This window comes from Pseudomonas sp. RIT-562, from assembly GCF_026241895.1.
Lineage (GTDB): Bacteria > Pseudomonadota > Gammaproteobacteria > Pseudomonadales > Pseudomonadaceae > Aquipseudomonas > Aquipseudomonas mandelii_F.
In genome coordinates this window covers 22,665-46,735 of record NZ_JAPJIV010000017.1, presented here as the reverse complement: position 1 = coordinate 46,735, position 24,071 = coordinate 22,665, and the positions used below count along the sequence as shown (strand labels likewise).

Below are 24,071 nucleotides of genomic sequence, written 5' to 3'. Positions count from 1 at the left end.
TATTCCTGTAGGAGCGAGCCTGCTCGCGATGATCGCCCGAGCACCGCGTTTATCCAGACAGCACGCGTTATCGTTAGCGACCATCGCGGGCAAGCCTTGCTCCCACAGAAAATCAAAAGCCTCAGCAGCTGGGCGACGGTCATGGGTTGCTCCCACAGAGAAGCAAAAGCCTCAGCAGTCAGGCGACGGTCATGGGTTGCTCCAGCAGGTTTTCCAGTTGATCCAGCAGTTCTTTACCGCGCAGGAGTTCGTAGTGTCCGCCGGACAGGTCGCGATCAACGGCCTTGAGGCCGACTTGAGCCTCAAACACTCGACGCTCGTCGTCACGCCCGGCCACCCACCAGCGCTGCGCCGTGACCTTGATGGCCGGCAGTTGTCGCTGGGCCAGGGCCAATTGCTTGAGGCGTGAACCGGTGTTGAAGATTTGCGTGAGTTCTCCCGCACCCAGTGCGGCTTGTTCATTGGAACAATGAAGCGCGGCTTCGATTACGGCAGCGGCGGCTTGAGGCTCAGGTAGACCTGCGGCGTGCAACGCAATCAATGCCTGTGCTTCTACAGACGGTTGACCGAGGACAAACTTCAGGAAATCCCCCAGGTCCTCGCGCCAGTCCCCCGCTTCGGCGGTGCCGGCCACGTAGCTGTCGACCAGGCCGGCGAACGCAACTGTCGCTCCCAGGCTTTCCAGTTCGTGGGCGACCAATTGCGTCAACGCGCCACCCAGCGACCAGCCCAGCAGGTAATACGGTCCCTCGGCCTGCTGTGCTCGGATGCGCTGGGTGTAGGCCTGGGCCATGGCCTGCAGCGACTGATCCTGCCAGTGCGGGTCGAGCAGCATGCGACATTGCAGACCGTAGACCGTACGCCGCCCTTCCAGGCGCCGTGCCAGCGGCTCGTAATCGAACACCGTACCGAACCCGGCATGCAGGCAGAACAGCGCCGGCACGTTCGGCAGCCGCGAGTTCAGGGCCAGCAACGGGTCCGGCGCAGCATTGGCCGGCTCGCCAGTCTGATAGCCACTGAGTTCGGCGATACAGGGTTTCTGCATCAGGTCGCGCAGTTTCAGTTCGAAGCCCAATTCGGGTTGGCTGCGCACCCGCGAGATGACTTTGAGCACTTGCAACGAGTCGCCGCCCAGCTCAAAAAAGTTGTCATCGATACCCACTTGCGGCACGCCGAGCACTTCCTGCCAGATCGCGGTCAATGCGCTTTCCAGGGCATTGCGCGGTGCGCGATACCCGCCCAGGGCCCATTCCGGCACCGGTAATGCGCGCCGATCGAGCTTGCCGTTGGCCGACAGCGGGAAGCGTTCCAGCACCATGATTCGCGCAGGCACCATGTAGTCCGGCAGTTGCGCCTGCAATTGCGATTTCAGACGGCGGTCGAGTCCGACAGAGCCCGGCGCCACAACGTAGCCCACCAGCTGTTTGCCGGTCGGCGTGTCGTGCACCACCACCGCCGCATCCTGCACCCCGGCACACTCACGCAAGCGCGCTTCGATTTCGCCCAATTCGATGCGGAAACCACGGATCTTCACTTGCTGGTCAAGCCGCCCCAGATAGTCGATCAAGCCGCACTCGCGCTGGCGCACCAGGTCGCCGGTGCGGTACATGCGGCCACCGGCCTCGAACGGATCGGGGATAAAACGCTCGGCACTCATGCCGGAGCGCTGGTGGTAGCCGCGCGCCAGGCATTCGCCGCCCAAGTACAACTCGCCGCTGACCCCGACCGGCAACGGATTGAGGTCAGCATCCAGCACATACAAACCACGCCCGGCCACGCCGCGCCCGATCGGCGCATAGGCCGCGTCGCAGGTTTCGCTGACCTCGGCACGCCACAACAAAGGCGTGACTACGGTTTCGGTCGGGCCGTAACCGTTGACCAGACGCTGCGGACGCAAGGCGCGCTTGACCTGCTCGAAACTGGCCTGCGGCACCGCATCGCCGCCAAAGCAATACACCTCGACCGCCGGCGGATTGCCCAGATGCTCGGCCACTTCGGCCATCTGTTGCAGGTAAGCCGGCGGGAAGCAGGCGACGGTGACGCCATGCCGCTGCAGCACTTCCAGGGTTTGTTCCGGGGTCCACAGGTTGTCATCGCGGATCACCAGGCTGCCACCGGCCAACATCACACTCAGCCAGCGCTCCTGCGCACCGTCGAAAGCGAACGACATGAAGTGCAACTCGCGGCTGCGCGGTGCCAGTTCATAGAGCTCGATGATGCCGCGGCAATGCCGGGCAATCGGACCGCGCGCCACGGCCACGCCTTTCGGTTGGCCCGTGGAACCGGAGGTGTAAATCAGGTACGCCAAGTGCCCAGGCAACGGGCTGGTTACCGGACACGCAGCGTTGTCGGCAACGTTCAGTTGATCCAGCAACAGACGTGGCGGGCTGTCGGCCAGGGTCAGTCGCTCACCCAGGTCGCTGTCGCACAGCAACAGGCTGGCTGCCGAATCGCTCAACATGTAGGCCAGTCGTTCGGCCGGGTACGCCAGGTCCAGAGGCAGGTAAGCCGCCCCTGCTTTCAGCACCGCAAGGAACGCGACAATCGTGCGTTCGGAACGCGGCAACGCGACCGCCACCAGGCTTTCCGGGCCGATACCACGACCAATCAGTTGCTGCGCCAACCCATGAGCCTGCGCCTCAAGCTGTGCATAACTGACTTCCCGATCCTCACAGATCAAGGCAATTTTCTGCGGCTGAGTCCGCACATGCTGATCGAACGCATACAGCAAATCGGCGTTGTCGTCGGATACCTGCGGCAGACTGAAACGCGCCTCAGGCAAGCCGATATTGCCGAGCAGACGGGACGCATCCTCCGGCAACGCCCGCAACAACCCCTCGAGCTGCGCACGAATGCGCTCGACTTCCACTTCACTGAAGCGATCACGCAGGAACAGGTATTCGACCTCCAGGCCTTCTTCGTTGGCGCTGACCATCAGGTCCATCGGGAAGTTGGTGACCCCGCCGCTGCCGACTTCGGCAAAGCGCAATTCACCTTCCTCACCGCCTTTCAAGGCGCGGTCCACCGGATGGTTTTCAAACACAATGATGCTATCGAACAGCCCCTGGCCGCCCTGCCCGGCCCAGCGCTGAATATCCGACAACGGCGTGTGCTCGTAGTCGCGAACCATCAGGTTGTAGTCCTGCAAGTCGCGCAGCCACTCGCCCAACGGCTGTTGCGGATCGAGGGTCTGGATCACCGGCAAGGTATTGATGAACAGGCCGAGCATGTCCTGGGCACCGGCCAAGCCGGTCGGACGCCCCGCCACCGTGGCGCCGAACGCGACGCTACGCTGGCCGCTGTGACGTTGCAGCAACAACAGCCACGCGCCTTGCACCAGCGTGTTGAGGGTCACGCGTTGACGCTTGGCGAAAGTGTGCAGTTGACGCGTCGCGTCGGCGTCGAGGTTGCTGTACATCACGCCGTGCCCGGAACCTGCGGCACCGGAAGCCTTGGCCAGAATGGTCGGCTCTTCAAGCAGCGCCAGGCGTTCACGCCAGAAACCTTCGGCCTGCGCACCATCCTGGCGTTGCAGCCAGGCAATGTAGTCGGCGTAGCGACCGGTCAGGGCCGGCAGGCTGTCGTTGTGATACAGGCGCAACATGTCGGCCAACAGGCGCGAAGCACTCCAGCCATCCAGCAACAGGTGATGGTAGATCCAGATCATCTGGTAACGGTCATCACCCAGACGCACCAGGATGAAACGCATCAACGGCGGGCAGCTCAGGTCGAAGCCCTTGGCCTGTTCCGCAGCCGCCAGTTCGCCCAGCGCCTGTTCGGTGTCGCAGCGGTCGCGCCAGTCGAGTTCTTCGATCGGCAACTCGACTTCGGTGAACACCGCTTGCAGCGGATCGGCCAGGCCATCGCGCCAACGGAACGCGGCGCGCAGCACTTCATGACGCTCGACCAAGGTCTGCCAAGCCGCACGGAAACGCGGCACCTGCAAGCCGTCCACCGCCACGCTCAACTGGTTGACGTAGGGGTTGAGCTCCGGTGAATCGAGGCAATGGAACAGCATGCCCTGCTGCATCGGCGACAGCGGATACAGGTCTTGCAGCCCTTCACGGGCCGCAATGTCGATGTGCGGCACCAGCGAGAACGCCTCGACTTTTGGCGCTTCGACCAACACCGCTGCACGGCTGCTGGATACGGCAGCCAAGGCACGAATGGTCTGCTGCTCGAACAGTTGCTTGGGACTGAACACCAGCCCGTGCTGCCCGGCACGGCTCACCGCTTGCAGCGAGATGATCGAGTCACCGCCCAGTTCGAAGAAGTTCTCGGTGACCCCCACCGACTCCAGCCCCAGCAGTTCTTGCCAGATATCCACCAGCAAGGCTTCGGCGGGCGACGCGGCGGCCACCTGATCCTGATTCTGTCGGCTGGCTTCGGGTGCCGGCAGGCCCTGACGGTCGAGCTTGCCGTTCGGCGTCAGCGGCAACGCGGCCAGGCACATCAAATGCGCCGGCAGCATGTGCGCCGGCAGACGGCTGCGCAGGTGGGCCGTCAGCGCTTCACGCAGATCCTGCTCGTCGGCGAGCGGATCGCGCGGCACCACGTAGCCGACCAACTGGCGGCTCACCGGGCCTTCGCGATCGATCACAAAGGCTTCACGCACGCCTTCGTGCTCCAGCAGGCAGGCTTCGATTTCGCCGAGTTCGATACGGAATCCGCGAATCTTCACTTGCTGGTCAATGCGGCCGAGGTATTCAACGACGCCGTCGGCACGGAACCGCGCGAGGTCGCCACTACGATAAAGACGCGCGCCCGGCACGAACGGATCCGGCACGAAGCGTTCAGCGGTCAGGTCCGGACGCTGATGGTAACCCCGAGCGACGCCCTCGCCGCCCAGGTACAACTCGCCTGCCACGCCCACCGGCAACGGCTGCAGACCGCCATCAAGAATATAGGCGCTGCGGTTGCCCACCGGCCGCCCGATCGGCATGAATGCCGAGTCGAATTCGGTATCCGGATACGCCAGCCAGATCAGCGGGGTGATCACCGTTTCGGTCGGGCCGTAGCCGTTGATCAGGCGCTTGGGTTGCAGCACCTGCTGGACCTCGTCGAACGCATGCTTGGCCATGCCTTCACCGCACGGGGTGTAGGAACGGATTGGCAAGTCACGCCCGGCTTCGCCCATGAATTCGGCGATCTGCCCCAGGTAGGTCGGGGTGAAGCAGGCGATGGTGATGCCGTGCTTTTCGATCTCGGCGCAGGTGCGCTCCACGCTCCACAACTCGTCGTCGCGCGGCATCACTGCCGAACCGAACAACAGCGGCGTCAGCCAGCGCTCGTGGGCACCGTCGAAGCTGATCGAGGCGAATTGCAACTCGCGATCGTCCGGGGTCATCCCGTACAACTCGCCGATCGCCAGGCAATGCATGGCCAGCGGACCGTGGGCCACACTGACACCTTTTGGCCGCCCGGTGGAGCCCGAGGTGTAAATCAGGTAGGCGAGGTTTTCGCCGCAGGTAAGGTTGACCGGGTTGCTGTCCGCCATGCAGTCCAACGGTTCACGGTCGATTTCCAGCACCGGCAGGCCTTCGGGCAATGGCAGTTTTTCCCGCAGCCACGACTGGCTGATCATCAGCGCAATGCCGCTGTCTTGCATCAGGTAACGCAGGCGTTCGGTCGGGTACGCCGGGTCCAGCGGCACGTAGGCGCCGCCGGCCTTGAGGATCGCCAGCAGGCCGATGATCATTTCCGGCGAACGCTGCATGGCCAGGCCCACCCGCACTTCCGGGCCAATACCCAGATCGCGAAGACGATGGGCCAATTGGTTGGCGCGACGGTTGAGTTGGTCGAAGCTCAATTGCAGATCGCTGAAGATCAGCGCCGTGGCGTGCGGACGGATATCCGCTTGGGCCTCGATCAACTGATGCACGCACAGCGGGTTTTGCGCGGCGGTAAATGCCGGATTCCACTCCACCAACTGTTGCGCGCGCTCCGGTGCGGTCAGCAGGTCCAGCTCACTCAATGCCGCCTGTGGCGCGGCGACCATTGCCGCCAGCAACGCGGCCAGATGTTCGCTCATGCGCGCAATGGCGGCGCTGCTGAAATGCGCGCACTGGTAGCTCCAGTTCAGGCTCAACTGACGCTCGGCGGTGGCCGCCAGGGTCAGCGGGAAGTTGGTGCGTTCATGGTTCTGCGCAATCGAGAAACTCAAACCGGCCGGAGCGCCCTGTTGCAGTGCTTCGGCCACCGGGAAGTTTTCGAACACCAGCAGGCTGTCGAACAGCGGCTCGCCGGCACGTCCGGCCCAGCGCTGAATGTCGCCCAGTGCAGTGAATTCATGCTCACGCAATTCCAGGTTCTGCGCCTGCAAACGGGCCAGCCACTGGCCGACGCTTTCCACCGAGTCCGGGCTGCTGATGACAGGCAAGGTGTTGATGAACAGGCCGAGCTGGCTTTCAGCCCCCGGCAAATCCACCGGGCGCCCAGCCACGGTCGCGCCAAACGCGACGCTGCGTTGGCCGCTGTAGCGTTGCAGCAGCAGCGCCCAGGCACCTTGCACCAAGGTGTTGAGGGTGACTTTTTGCTGACGCGCAAATTCGCTGAAGCGCTGGCTGGTGGCAACGTCAAAGGTCTGGAGATGGTCGCCAAACTCAGCCGGCGACAGGTTTTTACTGTCGCCTTGGGCCCGGCTCTGCGCCAGCAGGGTCGGGTTGTCGAGGGTCGCCAGTTGCTCGCGCCAGAACAGTTCATCAGCCTGCGCATCCTGACGTTGCAGCCAGCCAATGTAATCGGCAAAACGCCCGGTCGGCGCCTGCACCTTTTGTCCCGCGTAACGCTGCAAGACTTCGCTCAACAGCAGTGAATTACTCCAGCCATCCAGCAACAGGTGATGGTGGGTGTAGATCAGTTGCTGGCGCTCATCGTCGAGGCGCACCAGGGTCAAGCGCATCAGCGGTGCGCGGGTGGCATCGAGTTGCAGGCGTTCGCTGTCGATCAGCTGCGCCAGTGCTTCGGCGTGGTCGCTGCGGCCGCGCCAGTCGAGGCAAGTCAGCGGCAATTGCAGATGACGATGGACCAGTTGCACCGGGGCTTCGAAGCCATCGGGGAAGTGGAAGCTGCTGCGCAGGATTGGATGGGTGTCGAGCACCGCTTGCCAGGCGCGGCCCAGCCGTTCTGCATCGAGGCCTCGGGCTTCGACGCTGAGCTGGTTCACATACGCGCCGGCCTGCGACTCGTACAAGCTGTGGAACAACAGACCGGCCTGCATTGGCGACAGCGGATACAGGTCTTCGATCTGCGCCGGCGGCACCGGCAGAGCGTCGAGTTGCGCCTGGGTCAGGCGCGCCAGTGGGAAGTCCGCCGGGGTCACGCCGCCCGCGCCGTCGCTCAGACAATGGGCGATCAGCGCCAGCAACTCGCGGTGATAATCCGCGGCCAGCGCTTCGATTTCACCCCGGTCGAAGCATTCGCGGCTGAAGGTCCAGTCGAGTTTCAGTTCACCGCCATACACCTGGCCGTCCACCGACAGCCAGTTCGGCAACGGTGCATCCGCCGATTGCGCGGCGCCGCTGGACTCCGTGGCCAGTTTGAACAGGGCGTCTTCGGCAAAGCTCTGGTCGAACTGGCCGAGGTAGTTGAACGTCACCCGCGCTTGCGGCAATGCGGCCAGCGCCGCTTGGGTCGAGGCATCGCCCATGTAACGCAACAGGCCGTAGCCCATGCCTTTGCCGGGGATTTCGCGCAGTTGCTGCTTGATTGCCTTGATCGAGCCCGCAAGGTCGGCGGTCGGCGTCAGGCGCACCGGGAACAGGCTGGAGAACCAGCCGACGGTGCGGGTCAGGTCGATGTCATCAAACAGCTCTTCGCGGCCATGACCTTCGAGCTGGATCAGCGCCGAGGCGTCGCCGGTCCAGCGGCTGAGGGTGCGGGCCAGCGCGGTCAGCAGCAGGTCGTTGACCTGGGTGCGGTAGATCGCCGGCGCCTGTTGCAGCAGCTTGCGGGTTTGGTCGCGGTCCAGGCCGATGCTGACGCCCTGGCGCAGATGCCCGGCCTGACTTGCCTGGGCGCTGGCGGCTGGCAGTAAATCATTGGCGAGGCTCAGTTGCGCCTGCCACCAGTTCAGTTCGCTGGCAACGGCTGCGGAACGTGCATAGGCCTCGAGTTTGTCGGCCCAGGCCTGGAACGCGCTAGTCTTCGGCGGCAGGTCTTGACCAAGGTAGGCGGCTTGCAAATCTTCCAGCAACACCCGCCACGACACACCGTCCACCGCCAGGTGATGGATCACCAACAGCAACCGCTGGGAACCATCAGCCTGGGCAATCAACGCCACGCGCAACAACGGCCCGTCTTGCAGGCTGAGGCTGCGCTGCGCTTCGTCGCACACCGATTCCAGCGAGGCCTGGTTGGCGACGCGAGCAGTCCAGAGCATGTCGATCACGTCGGCACTGTCGGCTCCGACATACCGCGCCGACCATCGTGTAGGAGTGAGCCTGCTCGCGATGAGGCCAGCAGCGGCAACATGGATGTCGCTTGTCCCACCGCCATCGCGAGCAGGCTCACTCCCACAGGGCGTCTGCTGGCTGAAGCGCAAACGCAACGCATCGTGCTGCTTGAGCAGGCGTTGCAGCGCCGCTTGCAGGCGCGGCAATTCGAGGGTTTCGCGCGGTGTCAGCAGCAACGCCTGGTTCCAGTGCGCCCGTTGCGGGATCGGCTCGTCGAAGAACCAACGCTGGATCGGTGTGAGTTTTTGCACACCTTCCACCGGCCCTTGTTGCGCCAGCGGTGCGGCCTGTTCCTTGACCACGGCAGCCAGTGCTTGCAAGGTCTGCTGCTGGAACAGGTCGCGCGGTTGCAGGCTCAGCCCGGCTCGACGGGCACGGCTGACCACCTGAATCGAAATGATCGAGTCACCGCCCAGTTCAAAGAAGTTGTCCTGGCGCCCGACCTGCTCCACGCCCAACACGTCCTGCCAGATCTGCGCCAGCAGCTGCTCATGTTCGGTTCGAGGAGGTTCGAAAGCACGCAGGCTGACTTGCGCAGTCGGCGCCGGCAGGCGTTTGCGCTCGAGTTTGCCGTTGGGGCTCAGGGGCATTTGCTCGATCAGCACGGTCTGCACCGGCACCATGTAATCCGGCAGGCTGGCGAGCAGATGGCTTTTCAGGGTTTCACGCCAGGCGCCCTGCTGCTCGGCATCGGCGCTGACCAAAGAACGCTCCAGCGGCACGATGTACGCCACCAGTTGTTTGCCACTTGGACCGTCGAGGGCCAGCACCACGGCTTCCTGCACGTCGGTATGTTCTTGCAGGCGCGCTTCGATTTCGCCCAGTTCGATGCGCAAACCGCGAATCTTCACTTGGTGGTCGATACGTCCGCAGTAGTCGATGGCGCCATCGGCGCGATAGCGCGCCAGATCGCCGGTGCGGTACAGCCGCTCGCCGCTGCCGAACGGATCGACCACAAAACGCTCGGCGGTCAACGCAGCACGCCGGTGATAACCGCGGGCCAGGCCGACACCACCGAGGTACAACTCGCCCACCGCGCCCAGCGGCAATGGCTGAAGTTCGCTGTCGAGGATGCAGGTGCGCAGGTTGTCAATCGGACGACCGATCGGCACGCTGTCGCGCCCCTCCTCCACGCAAGTCCAGTGGGTCACGTCGATGGCCGCTTCGGTGGGGCCATAAAGGTTGTAGAGACTGGCTTGCGGCAGGCTGAGCAAGGTCTGGCGTTGCAGCTCCATGGGCAGCGCCTCACCACTGCAGATGATGCGTTGCAGTGAAGTGCAGGCCCGCGCCTCGTCGACCGAGATAAAAGCCGAAAGCATCGAGGGTACAAAGTGCAGCGTGGTGATTTGCTGCTCAACGATCAACGCGGCCAGGCGTTGTGGATCGCGGTGCTCGCCCGGCGCCGCGATCACCAGGGTGGCGCCCTTCATCAGCGGCCAGAAAAACTCCCATACCGACACATCAAAACTGAACGGCGTCTTTTGCAGCACGCGGTCGCTCGGCTGCAAGTTGTAGGCTTGCTGCATCCACTCCAGGCGGTTATGCAGCGCCACATGGCGGTTGCCCGCACCTTTGGGTTTGCCGGTGGAACCGGAGGTGTAAATCACGTAGGCGAGGTTTTCTGCGACAGCCCGGCTCTTTAAATCAGAAGCATGCAGATCAGTGCCCGGCAAATCGCTCAGCCAATCGGCCTCGGCATGCAGGCACAAAGTGCGCACGTTGTCCGGGGTCGGCAATTGCGCCAGCAGATGTTCCTGGGTCAGCAACAGCGAAATCCCGCTGTCTTCGATCATGTAGCTCAGGCGATCCAGCGGATATTCCGGGTCCAGCGGCACATAGGCGCCGCCCGCCTTGAGAATGGCCAGCAGGCCGACGACCATTTCAAACGAACGCTCGCAGGCAATCCCCACCAGCACTTCCGGGCCGACGCCCTGGGCGCGCAGGTGGTGGGCGAGGCGGTTGGCCCGCAGGTTCAGCTCGGCGTAACTCAGGGACTCGCCCTGGAACACCAGCGCCGTCGCTTCACCGTGTTCAACCACGCGCTCTTCGAAATGGCGCTGCACGCAGACTTCGCCCGGATAGGCCTGGGCGGTGTCGTTGAGGTCGGCAAGGATGCGCAGACGCTCGTCGGCCTCCAGCAACGGCAACTCGGCGAGCGCGCATTGCGGGTCCGCCAGCACGCCGGCCAACAGGTTGCGCCAGTGCCGCGCAAGGTGTTCGATGCGCTCGGCGTCGAACAAGTCGGTGGCATAGGTCAGGCTGGCGAACAGCTGCTCGCCCTCTTCTTGAGTGTCCAGTTGCAGGTCAAACTGCGTAGTGTGCGCCGTGGCGTTCAGCGCCTCGACGCGCAGGCCGGCGAGCAAGCCGCTGACCGCCGCCGGTTTGGCTTGCTGGTGGTTGAACATCACCTGGAACAGCGGGCTGTGGCTGAGGCTACGCTCACCTTGCAGCGCCTGCACCAGACGCTCGAACGGCAAGTCCTGATAATCCTGGGCATCCAGCGCGGCGGCGCGGGTCTGGTCGAGCAATTGGTTGAACGGCAGACGCCCGTCCAGTTCGGCACGCATCACCTGGGTGTTGACGAAAAAGCCGATCAGGCCACGGGTTTCCGCACGATTGCGGTTGGCGATCGGCACGCCAACGCGCAGGTCGGACTGGCCGCTGTAGCGATAGAGCAGCGCCTGGAAACTCGCCAGCAACAGCATGAACGGCGTCACACCGCGCTGTTCGGCCAGGGTCATCAGGCCGCTGGCCAGGGTCGGGTCGAGGGCGAAATCCAGACGCGCACCGCGTTGGCTCGGTTGAGCGGGGCGTGGGCGGTCAGTCGGTAATTCGAGCAGCGGTTGTTCGCTGCCCAACGTGTCACGCCACCAATTGAGTTGACGCTCCAGTTCGCCCGCTTCCATCCAGCGGCGTTGCCACAGCGCGTAGTCGGAATATTGGATCGGCAAGGCTTCCAGCGCAGTGTTCCGGCCTTGGCAATGCGCGGCGTAGAGCCGGGAAAACTCTTCGACCAGCACACCCATCGACCAGCCATCGGTGACGATGTGGTGCAGGGTCAGCAATAGCACGTGATCTTCGGTGTCGAGTTGCAACAGAGTCACGCGCAACAACGGACCGTGTTGCAGATCAAAAGGCCGGGCGATGTCCTGTTCGACGCTGTTCATCGCCTGATCGAAGCGCAAATCCTGAGGCTCGCCACGCAGGTCGATCTGCTCGATGGGCAGCGAGGTGAACTCGGCCAGTGTCTGCACGACCTTCCCGTCGTCCTCGACGAAACGGCTGCGCAGGCTCTGATGCCGCTCCAGCAGCACGTCAAAACTCTGCTGCAACGCCACGATATTCAGCGGCCCATGTAACCGCAACGCAGCCGGAATGTTGTAGGCCGAGCTGTGCGGATCAAGCTGCCAGAGGAACCATTGGCGTTGCTGCGCATACGACAGTTCGAAGGTGGTTTGCGGTTCGGCGGCAGGCGGAATCGGCAGCTGGCCGAAGCTCACGCCCTGCTCTTGCATGCGGGCCAAAAATTCGCGGCGCTTGTCGGCAGGCAGGCCGGCGAAGCGGCTGGCGATGCGCTGGGCAGTGGTGTGTTCCATCAGTTGATCTCCATCTCGTCGAGAAGCGACTCAAGCGCATCAAGACGTGCATCGTTGTCAGCCGGGGCGTGTTGCCCGGCCATGGCGGCATAAGCCTGAAGGTCGGTGGATTCGAACAGCGCGCGCAGCGGCAGCTCGATGCCCAGTTCCAGCTCCACACGGGCACTGGCCTGGGCGGCGAGCAGCGAATGCCCGCCCAATTCGAAGAAGTTGTCGCGCCGGCCGATTTGCACCACGCCCAGCACCTCGGCCCAAATCGCCGCCAGTTGCTGTTCGAGGTCACCTTCGGGGGCTTCGAATGGACGTTGCCATTCCTCGGCATCCGGCACCGGCAGCGCCTTGCGGTCGAGCTTGCCGTTGCCGGTCAGTGGCAAGGCATCCAGCAGCAGCCAGTGGCTCGGCACCATGTAATCCGGCAGATCGACCTTGAGCGCAGCGCGCAGGTTGTCGCGCCAGGCCATCGGGTCGGTCGGAGTTTGCTCGGCCACCACGTAGGCGCACAGTTGCGGCCCGCCGTCGCCGGCATGCACGCTCAACACGGCTTGGCGCACGCCCGGTTGAGCCAACAGTGCGGCTTCGATTTCACCCAGTTCGATACGGAAACCACGGATCTTCACTTGCTGGTCGATGCGGCCGAGATAGTCGATGCTGCCGTCGGCACGCTGGCGCGCCAGGTCGCCACTGCGATAGAGCCGCTGCGAGGCCTCGAACGGGCTCGGCACAAAACGCTCGGCAGTCAGGCCGAAACGCCCGTGATAACCCCGCGCCAGACCTGCACCGGCGATGTACAACTCGCCCGCCACACCCACCGGCACCGGCTGCAACTGGCTGTCGAGCAAGTACCAGCGCAGGTCGCGAATCGGCAGGCCAATCGGGCTTTGGGCCTTGCCGTCGAGGTCGGCCAGGCGGATGGCGCGATAGGTCACGTGCACCGTGGTTTCGGTGATGCCGTACATGTTGACCAGGGTGGGCTGCTGGTCGCCGAAGCGCTCGAACCAGGGACGCAGGCTCGCGACTTCGAGGGCTTCGCCGCCGAAAATCACCTGGCGCAACGCCATGTTTCGTCGGCTGGCGCAGCCAATCGGCAATAACTGGCGGAACGCGGTCGGGGTCTGGTTCAGCACCGTCACGCCTTCGTCGCACAGCAGGCGGTGGAATTCCTGCGGTTCGCGGCTGATGTAATACGGCACGATCACCAGGCGCCCGCCGGTGCACAGCGAACCAAACAGCTCCCACACCGAGAAGTCAAAGGCGTAGGAATGGAACAGCGTCCAGACATCGTCCGGGCCGAAGTTGAACTCGCCAGCGGTGGCCGTGAGCAGACGCCCGACGTTGCCATGGCTGAGCAAGGCGCCCTTCGGCCGACCGGTGGAACCGGAGGTGTAGATCACGTAGGCGAGGTTGTCTGGAGTCGCCAGCGCCGGCAGGTTGTCGTCGCTGAAAGCGCCCAGTTGCAACGACTCCAGGCTCAGCACCTGCACGCCGTCGCGGGCTGGCAAACCGTCGATCAGGTGTTGTTGAGTCAGCAGCAGCGTGATGCCGCTGTCTTCGATCATGTAGCTCAGGCGCTCGGCCGGGTATTGCGGATCCAGCGGCACATAGGCGCCGCCAGCCTTGAGAATCGCCAGCAAGCCAATCACCAGAGGCATCGCCCGCTCGGTGGCGATGCCGACCCGCACTTCAGGCCCGACGCCCTGCTCGCGCAGTTTGCGCGCCAGGCGGTTGGCCTGAGCGTTGAGCGCGGCGTACGTCAGTTGTTCGCCTGCGTAAGTCAGTGCGATGGCGTCCGGCCGTTGTGCGGCTTGCGCTTCGAACAACTGATGCAAGGTCGGCGACGTCGGTTGTGCCAGGAACGCAGGGTTCCAGTGCTGCACCAGGGCCTCTTGCTGCGAGCGGTCAATGAGTGGCAGTTCGGCAACCCGTTGCTGTGGATCGCTAACCACCGCACGCAACAGGCTCAGCCACTGCTCGGCGAGGCGCTGCATCGACGCCTCGTCGTACAGATCAGTGGCGTAGGTCAGGCTGGCATCGAGTGCTTCGCCCTGCTCCTGAGTGTCGAGCACCAGGTCGAACTGCGTGGTGTGTTGCTGCCAGTGCAGACGCTCGACATCCAAGCCTGCAACCGTGCGCTCGACGCTCGCGCCCAACTGTTGCTGATGGTTGTAGAGCACCTGGAACAACGGGCTGTGATTCAGGCTGCGGTCGGGTTGCAAGGCGTCGACCAACTGCTCGAACGGCAAGTCCTGATTAGCCTGTGCGCCCAATGCAGTTTGCTTGACCTGTTGCAGCAAGGTGCTGAACGGCTGCTGCCCATCGATCTCGGCACGCAGCACCTGGGTGTTGATGAAGAAGCCGATCAGGCCTTCGGTTTCGAGGCGCGAACGACCGGCGCTCGGTACGCCGACGCTGATGCTCGACTGCCCGCTCTGGCGATGCAGCAAGGTCTGGAAACTCGCCAGCAGCAGCATGAACAGGGTCACTTGCTGTTCCTGGGCGCGTTGACGCAAAGCGCCGAGCAAGTCGCGATCCACGTTGAGCATCAGGCTGGCACCGCGCTCGCTGCGACGGGCCGGACGGGTTAATTCGCTCGGCAATTCCAGCGGCGCCTGGCTGCCGGACAGTTGCTCGCGCCACCACGACAGTTGGCGTGCGCCCTCACCCGCCTCCAGCCAGTCGCGCTGCCAGCGGGCGTAGTCGCTGTAGTTCACCGGCAGGCTATTCAGATCGGCAGCGCGATCTTCCACGACCGCCTGATACAACGCGCTGAACTCATCGACCATGACCTGCATCGACCAGCCATCGGCGGCGATGTGGTGCACGGTCAGCACCAGTACGTGTTCGTCGGCGTTCACTTGCAGCAGCAACACCCGCCACAGCGGGCCGTTGCGCAGGTCGAATGGGCGGGCGATTTCTTCGGCCACGGCGGTATCGACCGACAGCTGATCGAGCGTGCGCTGTTCCAGTTGCAGCGCCAGAGTGTCGTGCAACACTGGTCGCGCCTGCAGGCCATCCTGTTCGAAGGTTGTGCGCAGGGTTTGATGGCGCGCCTGCAATTGCGCGAAAGCTTCGCGCAAGGCGTCGCGGTTCAGCGGGCCGTTGAGGCGCAACGCGGCGGGAATGTTGTAGGCCGGGCTTTGCGGGTCCAGCTGCCAGAGAATCCACTGGCGCTGCTGGGCGTACGACAGAATTTGCGGCTGATCGACCGCCGCTTGTTGCAGCACAGGCTGCCGACTGACGCTCGCCAGTGCAGCCCGCTCGGCAAACTCTGCCAGGTTCGCGGCGCAGAACAGGCTGCTCACCGACAGTTCGAGCTGCAACTGCTGACGCACTCGCGAGATCACTTGCAGCACCAGCAACGAATGCCCGCCCAGCTCGAAGAAGTTGTCGTCGCGGCCCACTTGCTCGACCTGCAACACGTCCTGCCAGATCAGCGCCAGTTGTCTTTCCAGCCCTTCGCCTGGGGCGACGAAAGCGCGTTGGCCATCGCTGCCCTCGACTCGCGGCAAGGCTCGGCGATCCAGTTTGCCGTTGTTGTTGAGCGGCAATTTCGGCAGCAAAACCAGGTGATTCGGCACCATGTATTCCGGCAGCGACTGACGCAGGACGGCTTTGAGGCTTTGCAGATATTCAGCTTCAGCAGCCACCGCGCCGCTGGCGACGATATACGCCACCAGCCACGTGCCGTCCTGGGCGATAACCGCCGCTTCACGCACTTCCTGACGGGCTTGCAGGCAAGCTTCGATCTCGCCCATTTCGATGCGCAAACCGCGGATCTTCACTTGATGGTCGATGCGGCCGACGTATTCCAGATCACCGTTGGCGTTGCAGCGCGCCAGATCGCCGCTGCGGTACAGGCGAGCGCCAGGTTCGCCGGCAAACGGGTCCGGCAGGAAACGCTCGGCGGTCAGCGCCGGACGATCAAAGTAGCTCTGAGCCAGGCAGGCCTGGGCGCCGATGTACAGCTCACCGACCCCGCCGTTGGGCAGCAGTTGCCCGGCGCTGTCCAGCACATACAGGGCCCGACCGGCGATGGCGCGCCCGATGGGAACGCCAAACGCGTCGCTGGCATCTTCCAGACGACATTCATGGATGCTCGACACCACGGTCGCCTCGGTCGGGCCGTAGGTATTGAGCAGTCGCACTTGGGACAGGCCGGCTTGATGCCAGAGGCGCAGGCCTTCCACCGACATGGCTTCGCCGCCGACGTGCACCTGGCGTAAAGCACCGAGACTCTGGATCACCCCGCTGGCGCATTCGCGGGCGAGCAGGTACCAGTAAGCGGCCGGCAGGTCTGCCACTGTCACGCCCTGCTGGACGATTTCGCTGGCCAGTCGGCCGGCGTCCCACAGGTCGTCCCCGCGCATGATCAGTGCCGCACCGACGCATAACGCCGGGAAGCACTGTTCGACGAAGCCATCGAAGCTGAAGGTGGCGAATTGCAGGACGCGGTCTGACGGGGACAATGCCGAGTAGTCGGCGGCGGTCTGGCAGAACTCGCGCAGCGCGCCGTGGGTGATGGCTACGCCTTTGGGTTGGCCGGTGGAGCCGGAGGTGTAGATGATGTAGGCCAGGTCTTGGGTGTCAGGGGTGGCGCTATCGCGAGCAAGCTTTGCTCCCACAGGGGTGTTGAGGTTTTGCAGCTGGTCGGGTTCGGACAGCAGTTGGTCCAGTCGGCTGTCTTCGATCATGTAGGCCAGGCGTTCGGCCGGGTATTTGGGGTCCAGCGGCACGTAGGCCGCACCGGTTTTCAGCACGGCCAGCAGGCTGACGATCAGTTGCGGCCCGCGGTGCAGCGCCACACCGACGCGGATGCCGGGGCCGGCACCGTTGGCGCGCAGGCGCTGGGCCAGGTCGTTGGCCTGAGTATCCAACTGGCCGTAGCTCAAGGACTGACCGTCCACCTGCAACGCCAGCGCGTGCGGGTTGGCAGTGGCCTGGGCGGCGATCTGTTCGTGAGCGAAAAGCGTTGTGGATAACTCGACGGCAGATGATCGATCAACCGCCAGCATCGCCTGGGTTTCGACCTCGTCAAGCAATTGCAGCGTGCCCAACGGTGCATCGGGCATCGCCACCAACTGCACCAGCAGGTGCTGCAGATTGGCTGCCAGTTGCCTGACTTGCGCGGCACTGAACCGCGCCGAGTCGTAGCTGAAATCCAGGCTCAGGCCTGCACCCAGTTCGATGCCCAGGGTCAGCGGATAATGGGTGCGTTCGTGGTTGTGCAAATTGCTGAACGACAATCCGGCCGGAGCCCCCTGTTTCAGCGCTTCGGCTACGGGGAAGTTTTCGAACACCAGCAGACTGTCGAACAGCGCCGAACCCTGCTGCCCCGCCCAGCCTTGAATGGCGTACAGCGGCACGTGTTCGAACTCGCGCATGACCAGGTTCAGCGCTTGCAGCTCGCCCAGCCATTGGCTGACGGTGCAATCGGGTTTCATCGCGCAGACCAGCGGCAGCGTGTTGATGAACAGCCCAAGTTGTTCTTCGATCCCCGGTAGCGGAGCCGAACGACCGGCGACCGTGGCCCCGAACACCACGCAATCCTGGCCGGTGTAGCGCTGCAGCAACAGGCTCCAGGCGGCTTGCAGCAAGGTGTTGAGGGTGACTTTCTGCTGACGGGCGAACTCTGCCAGACGCCGAGTCGCGCTGCTGTCGAGGGCGACGCGGAACTGCGCGCTGCCCGCGCCGCCAACCGGTGGCCGCAGTGCTTCGGCCAGCAACGTCGGTGCTTCCAGCGGCGCCAATGCGGCTTTCCAGAACTGCTCGCCAGCGGCAGCCGATTGCTGCTGCAACCAGCCCAGATAATCGCGGTATTGCCCCGTGGGTGCGGGCAACAACTGGCCAGCGGCGTAAAACTGGATCACTTCGGCGAGCAACTGCGCGTTGCTCCAGCCGTCCATCAAAATATGGTGGCTGGTGTAGATCAGGTGCCAGCCATCAGCGCCTGTACGCACCAGTTTCAAGCGGAACAGCGGCGCACTGCCCAACTCAAAACCTTGGGCACGTTCGGCGTCTGCCAGCGCATCGGTGTCAGTTGTTTCAAGCAGTTCGAGCGGCAACGCGACCTGACGGACAATCGCCTGATGCGCGGAGTCGAGACCTTGCCAGTGGAAGCTGCTGCGCAGGATGTCATGACGCTCCAGCGCGGTTTGCCAGGCGTGGGCAAAGCGCTGCGGGTCGAGGCCTTGAATGTCCAGGCGCAACTGGCTGATATAGGCGCCGACTTGCGGCTCATAGAGGGTGTGGAACAGCATGCCCTGCTGCATCGGCGACAGTGGATAAAGGTCTTCCAGGGTCGCGACTGACAATTCGTCGAGTTGCGCCTGACTGATGCGCGCCAGCGGGAAATCCGACGGCGTCGCCTGCGGCACTGCTACGTCGCAGCAGTGTTTGATCAGGGTGTTGAGTTCAACTGCAAAATCGTCCGCCAGACGCTGGACGGTTGCGGTGTCGAACATCTCGCGACTGAAACCCCAACTCAGCGCCAGTTCGCCGCCGTAGACCTGGCCTTCGACCGTCAGCCAGTTGCCCAAAGGGGCCGACGGATCCTGGGCCACGCCGCTGCCTTCGGTGGACGGCACAAACATCGCGGAGTCGTTGAACTGACGGTCGAACTGCCCCAGGTAGTTGAAGGTGATACGCGGTTGCGGCAGCGCGGCCAGTTCGGCGCGAATCGCCGGCGTACCGAGGTAACGCAGGGCACCATAGCCGAGGCCTTTGTCCGGCACCGCACGCAGTTGTTCCTTGATGGATTTGATCGACGCGCCGAGGTCTGCCGATGGCGTCAGGTTGACCGGGAACAGGCTGGTGAACCAACCCACGGTGCGGGTCAGGTCGATGTCGTCGAACAGGTCTTCGCGGCCATGGCCTTCGAGCTGAATCAGCGTGCTGCCCTGCCCGCTCCAGCGGCAAACCGCTCGGGCCAGCGCGGTCAGCAGCAGGTCGTTGACCTGGGTGCGATACGCCGCCGGGGCGTATTGCAGCAGTTTGCGGGTTTGCTCGGCGTCGAGTTTGATCTCGAGTTTTTCTTCGAAGCGGTTTTGCAGCGCGCCGTGCGGACGGTCGCAGGGCAAATCGTGCGGTGCGTTGCGCAGTTGGGTCTGCCAGTGAGCGAGGCTGTTTTCGAACGCGGGCAGATGATCTTGCAGACGGGCGACCCAACGCTGGTAGGTGCTGGTTTTTGCCAGCTTTACGCTGCCGCTGTAGAACTGCTGCAGGTCTTCCAGCAGCACGCGCCAGGAAACGCCGTCGACCGCCAGGTGATGGATGACCAGCAGCAAACGCTGAGTGCCGTCGGCCATCGCCACCAGTAACGCGCGCAGCAACGGGCCATGTTGCAGATCGAGGCTGCGTTGGGCTTCGTCGCACAGGGCGTTGAGGGCGTTGACCGACTGCGCCTGACGCTGCCACAGCAGCGACTCCGTGGTCGGCGCGGCGTAGGCTTGCTGCCAGCCTTCGGCAGTCTGCGCATAACGCAGGCGCAAGCTGTCGTGGTGGGTCAGCAATTGCTCAAGTGCGCGGTCCAGTGCCTCGACGTGCAACGCCTCGCGCGGCACCAGCAGCAGCGACTGGTTCCAATGCTGCCGCTCAGGGATCGCTTGTTCGAAGAACCACTGTTGCACCGGCGCCAACGCCACCGCGCCACTTGCCGGGCCTTGCTCGATCAGCGGTTGTTCGCCGCTGCGGGCAGCCTGGGCCAGGCTGCGAATGGTCTGGTGCTGGAACAGGTCCTTGGGGCTCAACACGATCCCGGCCTGACGGGCGCGGGTGACCACTTGCATGGAGACGATGGAGTCGCCGCCCAGTTCGAAGAAGTTGTCTTCAAGACCAATGTTGCCGACGGCCAGCACGTCCTGCCAGATCGCCGCGAGGTTTTTTTCCATCGCCGTGCTCGGTGCGACGTGTTCGCGCTGTTGCTGCGAACCGTCAATCGCCGGCAAGGCCTTGCGGTCGAGTTTGCCGTTAGGCGTCAGCGGCAGCTGCGCGAGGAACAGCAGGAACGCCGGAACCATGTAGTCCGGCAGATGCTGACGCAGTGCGGCTTTGAGGGATTCACGCAGGGTTGCCTGGGCGTTGCTGTCATTGAGCAATGCCGGATCGGTTGGCACGATGTAAGCGACCAGTTGTTGCCCGCTGGCACCCTCCTGCGCCAGCACCGCCAGCTCACGCACATCCTCCTGCTGCAACAGCCGCGCTTCGATTTCACCCAGCTCGATACGAAAGCCTCGGACCTTGACCTGGTGGTCGATGCGCCCGACGTATTGCAACACGCCGTCGGCCTGATAACGGGTCAGGTCGCCGGTGCGGTACAGGCGCTCGCCGTTGCTGGCGAACGGGTTTGGCACATACTTTTCGGCGGTCATGCCCGGACGCGCCAGGTAACCGCGGGTGATGCCCGCGCCGGACAGATACAGCTCGGCAGACACGCCTTGGGGCACCGGTTGCAGCTCGGCGTCCAGCACATAGCTGGCGGTGTGCTTGAGCGGTCGGCCGATGTTCGCGCGACCGTCCGCCTCGCGGCGAGTCCAGGTCGAGTAGGTAGTGTCTTCCGACGGGCCGTACAGGTCATAGACGTGCTCGACGGTCGGTTGCTGATACAGCGCCTCCACCAGGCTCTGCTTCAACGGCTCGCCGGCGAGGTTGATGATGCGCACGCTCGGCGGGATCTGCCCGTCGCGCTGCAAGGCATTGATTGCCGACGGCACGGTGTTGATCAGGCGCACCCGATCCCGGGCCGGCAGTTGCGGCAGTTCCAGGGCATTGCGGGCGATGATCAGCGAGCCGCCGTTGGCCAGGGTCACAAACAACTCCCACACCGACAGGTCGAAGCACACCGAGGTCGAGGCCAACACGCCTTGAATGTCTTCGCGGCTATAGACCGATTTCGACCAGTCGATCAGCGCCAGCACGTTGCGATGGGGGATGGCCACGCCTTTGGGTTTGCCGGTGGAGCCGGAGGTGTAGATCACGTAGGCCAGGTTATCCGGCGTGACGCAGGTGACCGGCGCGCTGGTCGGGTAATCGGCGCACGTCACTTCGTCCATCAGCAGCACTTGCGTTGCGGTGGCCACGGTCAACGTCGCGGCGACCGATTGCTCAGTCAGCAGCACCAAGGCGCGGCTGTCTTCGAGCATGTAGGCGACGCGCTCGGGCGGGTAATCCGGGTCCAGCGGCACGTAGGCGGCACCGGCCTTGAGCACGGCGAGCAGCGCGACCAGCAAGCTGTCGGAACGCTGCATGGCCACGCCTACACGCACTTCCGGGCCGACGCCCAGTTCGATCAGCTTGTGGGCCAGGCGGTTGGCGGCGCGGTCCAGTTCAGCGCAGGTCAGCTGCGTGGTGTTGAAAGTCACCGCCAGGGCATCGGGATGTTCGGCGGCGCGCTGGCTGATCACTTGGTGGATGCAGCGCTCGGCGGCAAAGCTTGAATCCGCGCGATTCCAGTCATGCACGATGCGTTGATATTCGGCGCTTTCCAGCAGCGGCAAAGCGCCGATCCGCTGGTGCGAATCGCTGACCATGCCGTGCAGTAAACGCGTCCAGTGTTGCGCCATGCGCGCGATGGTCGGGGCGTCGAACAGGTCGTTGGCGTAGGTCAGCGCGGCGTGCAGCTTTCCACCTTTTTCATAGGTATCGAGGGTCAGGTCGAACTGCGTGGTGCGCCCTTCCCACTCGATCACGCCCAGCGCCAGGCCGGAGGCGGTGCTGACCGTGGAGATGTCGGCGACCTGCGGCTGGTGGTTGTACATCACCTGGAACAACGGCGTGTGGCTGAGGCTGCGTTCGAGCTTGAGGGCTTCGACCAAGCGCTCGAACGGCAGGTCCTGATGGGCCTGGGCGCCAAGGGCGGTTTCCTTGATGGCGCGCAGCAAGTCGTCGACCCGAGTCTGGCCGTCCAGTTGAGTGCGCAGTACCTGGGTGTTGACGAAGAAGCCGATCAGGCCTTCGATTTCGCCGCGATTGCGGTTGGCAATCGGCACGCCGACGCGGATGTCAGTCTGTCCGGTGTAGCGATGCAGCAGCACGTTGAAGGCGCCAAGCAGTAGCATGAACAGGGTGATGTGGTGTTTCTGCGCCGTGGCCCGCAGCTGCTCGGCCAGTTGCGCGTCGACAGCGAACTCGTAACGGCGGCCACGATGGCTCGGCAGCGCCGGACGCGCGTGATCGGTGGGCAGTTCCAGCACCGGATGTTCGCTGCCCAATTGCGCCTGCCAGTAGGCGAGTTGGCGCGCCTGCTCGCCCGCTTCCAGCCAGCGGCGCTGCCACAGCGCGTAGTCGCTGTACTGGATCGGCAACGGCGACAACTGCGGCTGTGTGCCGGCTTCGAAAGCGTCGTAGCAGCGGATGAATTCGTCGATCAGCACGTTCATCGACCAGCCGTCGGAAACGATGTGGTGCAGGGTCAGCAGCAGGACGTGTTCCTGGTCGGCGAGCTTGAGCAAGGTGACGCGCAACAGCGGGCCGACCGCCAGATCAAACGGCAGCACCGACTGCTGCTCCGCCGCTTGAGCGACTGCCACTTCGCGCTCCGTGGCGGGTAGCTCGCTGAAATCCACCTGGTCGATGATCAACGGCGCGCCGGCCGGCACTTGCAACAAGGTGTCGTCGGCCTGGCGCTGGAACACCGTGCGCAAGGTTTCGTGACGCGCCACCAGGCTGGCGAAGGCCTGCTCCAGTGCCGGCAGGTGCAATCGCCCGGTCAGCCGCACCGCGCCGGGCAGGTTGTAGGCGCCGCTTTGCGGGTCCAGCTGCCAAAGAAACCACATGCGTTGCTGGGCGGACGACAGCGCCTGGCGATCTTCGGCTTCGACGCTGGCTGGAATCGGGAACCGGGCAAAATCAACACCTTCCTTGTGCAAGGCCGCGAGGAACATCTGGCGCTTTTCCAGAGGCAGCCCGATAAACCGGCGAGCGAGTTTCAAGGAGTCTTCAGCGTTCATTTATTGGTATCCGGATCAGTGGCGGGAAGCACAAAGGCACGTCGTCCCTATAAAACGAATGCAGACCGGAAAAATTAGCGAGTGAGAATAACTATCAGTGTAGGAGCGAGCCTGCTCGCGATAGCGGTAGGTCAATCGATAAGGGTGTCGACTGAACTAGCGCTATCGCGAGCAGGCTCACTCCTACAGGGGGGGATTTGCACAGGAATTTTGGGGGATGTTTTAGGGGGGGATCAGGCGCTTGCGGCCACGGCATGTCGGCGATGGTGCACGTCGAGTTGGTCCTTGATCACCCGTAGCACCTTGGCCTCATGCTCATGGATAAAGAAGTGACCGCCGGCCAGCATGTCCACGGAAAAACTGCCGTGGGTTTCCTTGCTCCAGCCGATCAATTGCTCGGTGCTGGCGCGATCGGCCTTGCCGCCGAGCACATGCACCGGACACCTGAGCGGCGCCCGCTCGATCGGTTCGAAGCGGCCACACAGCAGGAAGTCCGCGCGCAGCACTGGCAGGGTCAGGCTCATCAGCTCCTCGTTGGCCAGGACTTCCTCGCTGGTGCCATTGAGGTTGCGCAGTTGCTCGATCAACTCGGCATCGGATTTGGGCTCGGCGAAACCGCGGTCGTAGTCGGCGCGCATGGTCGGTGCGGCGGTGCCCGAGGCGAACAGTGCGACCGGCTCCGGGCTGCCCAGGGAACGCAAGGCGTGCGCCATTTCACAGGCCAGCAGCGCACCGAGGCTATGGCCGAACAAGGCGTACGGCGCCTTCAGGGTGACGAGTTGTTCCTCAGCCAATTGCCGCGCCAGGCGCCGCATGTCGGTGTGCAGCGGCTCGCCAAACCGCGCGCCGCGTCCCGGCAGTTCCACCGGTTGCAGCTTGATCCACTCCGGCAGTTTGCGCCGCCACCGGCTATAAACCATGGCGCTCGCGCCTGAATAGGGCAGGCACAGCAATGTCAGCTGGGTCACCGGGCTTACCTCAAGAAGTTGTCTGTTAAGAGAACGGATGAGGCTGGTCTTGAATTAGTCGAAGATCCAAATGTGGGAGCGGGCTTGCTCGCGAATGCGGTGGGTCAAACAACA

General features: G+C 63.7%; 3 protein-coding genes. All 3 read right to left on the bottom strand.

From position 1 onward, the window contains the following. Positions 1 to 178: 178 nt before the first annotated feature. Positions 179 to 12,049, bottom strand: a complete 11,871-nt coding sequence (locus ORL50_RS19735) for a non-ribosomal peptide synthetase (protein ID WP_266017412.1) — start codon at positions 12,047 to 12,049, stop codon at positions 179 to 181. Beyond that, a complete protein-coding gene (locus ORL50_RS19730; RefSeq protein WP_266017410.1) occupies positions 12,049 to 22,989 on the bottom strand; it encodes a non-ribosomal peptide synthetase in 10,941 nt (3,646 codons plus the stop codon). Before ORL50_RS19730 ends, ORL50_RS19735 begins: the two co-directional genes overlap by 1 nt. A 233-nt stretch (positions 22,990 to 23,222) precedes the next feature. Continuing rightward, entirely contained in the window at positions 23,223 to 23,957 is a 735-nt protein-coding gene (locus ORL50_RS19725; protein WP_266017408.1) for a thioesterase II family protein, read from the bottom strand. Between the last annotated feature and the right edge of the window lie 114 nt (positions 23,958 to 24,071).

Bases quoted from the DNA above. Each gene is read 5' to 3' on its own strand.
- ORL50_RS19730 (WP_266017410.1), bottom strand. From the start codon at position 22,989: ATGAACGCTGAAGACTCCTTGAAACTCGCTCGCCGGTTTATCGGGCTG.
- ORL50_RS19735 (WP_266017412.1), bottom strand. From the start codon at position 12,049: ATGGAACACACCACTGCCCAGCGCATCGCCAGCCGCTTCGCCGGCCTG.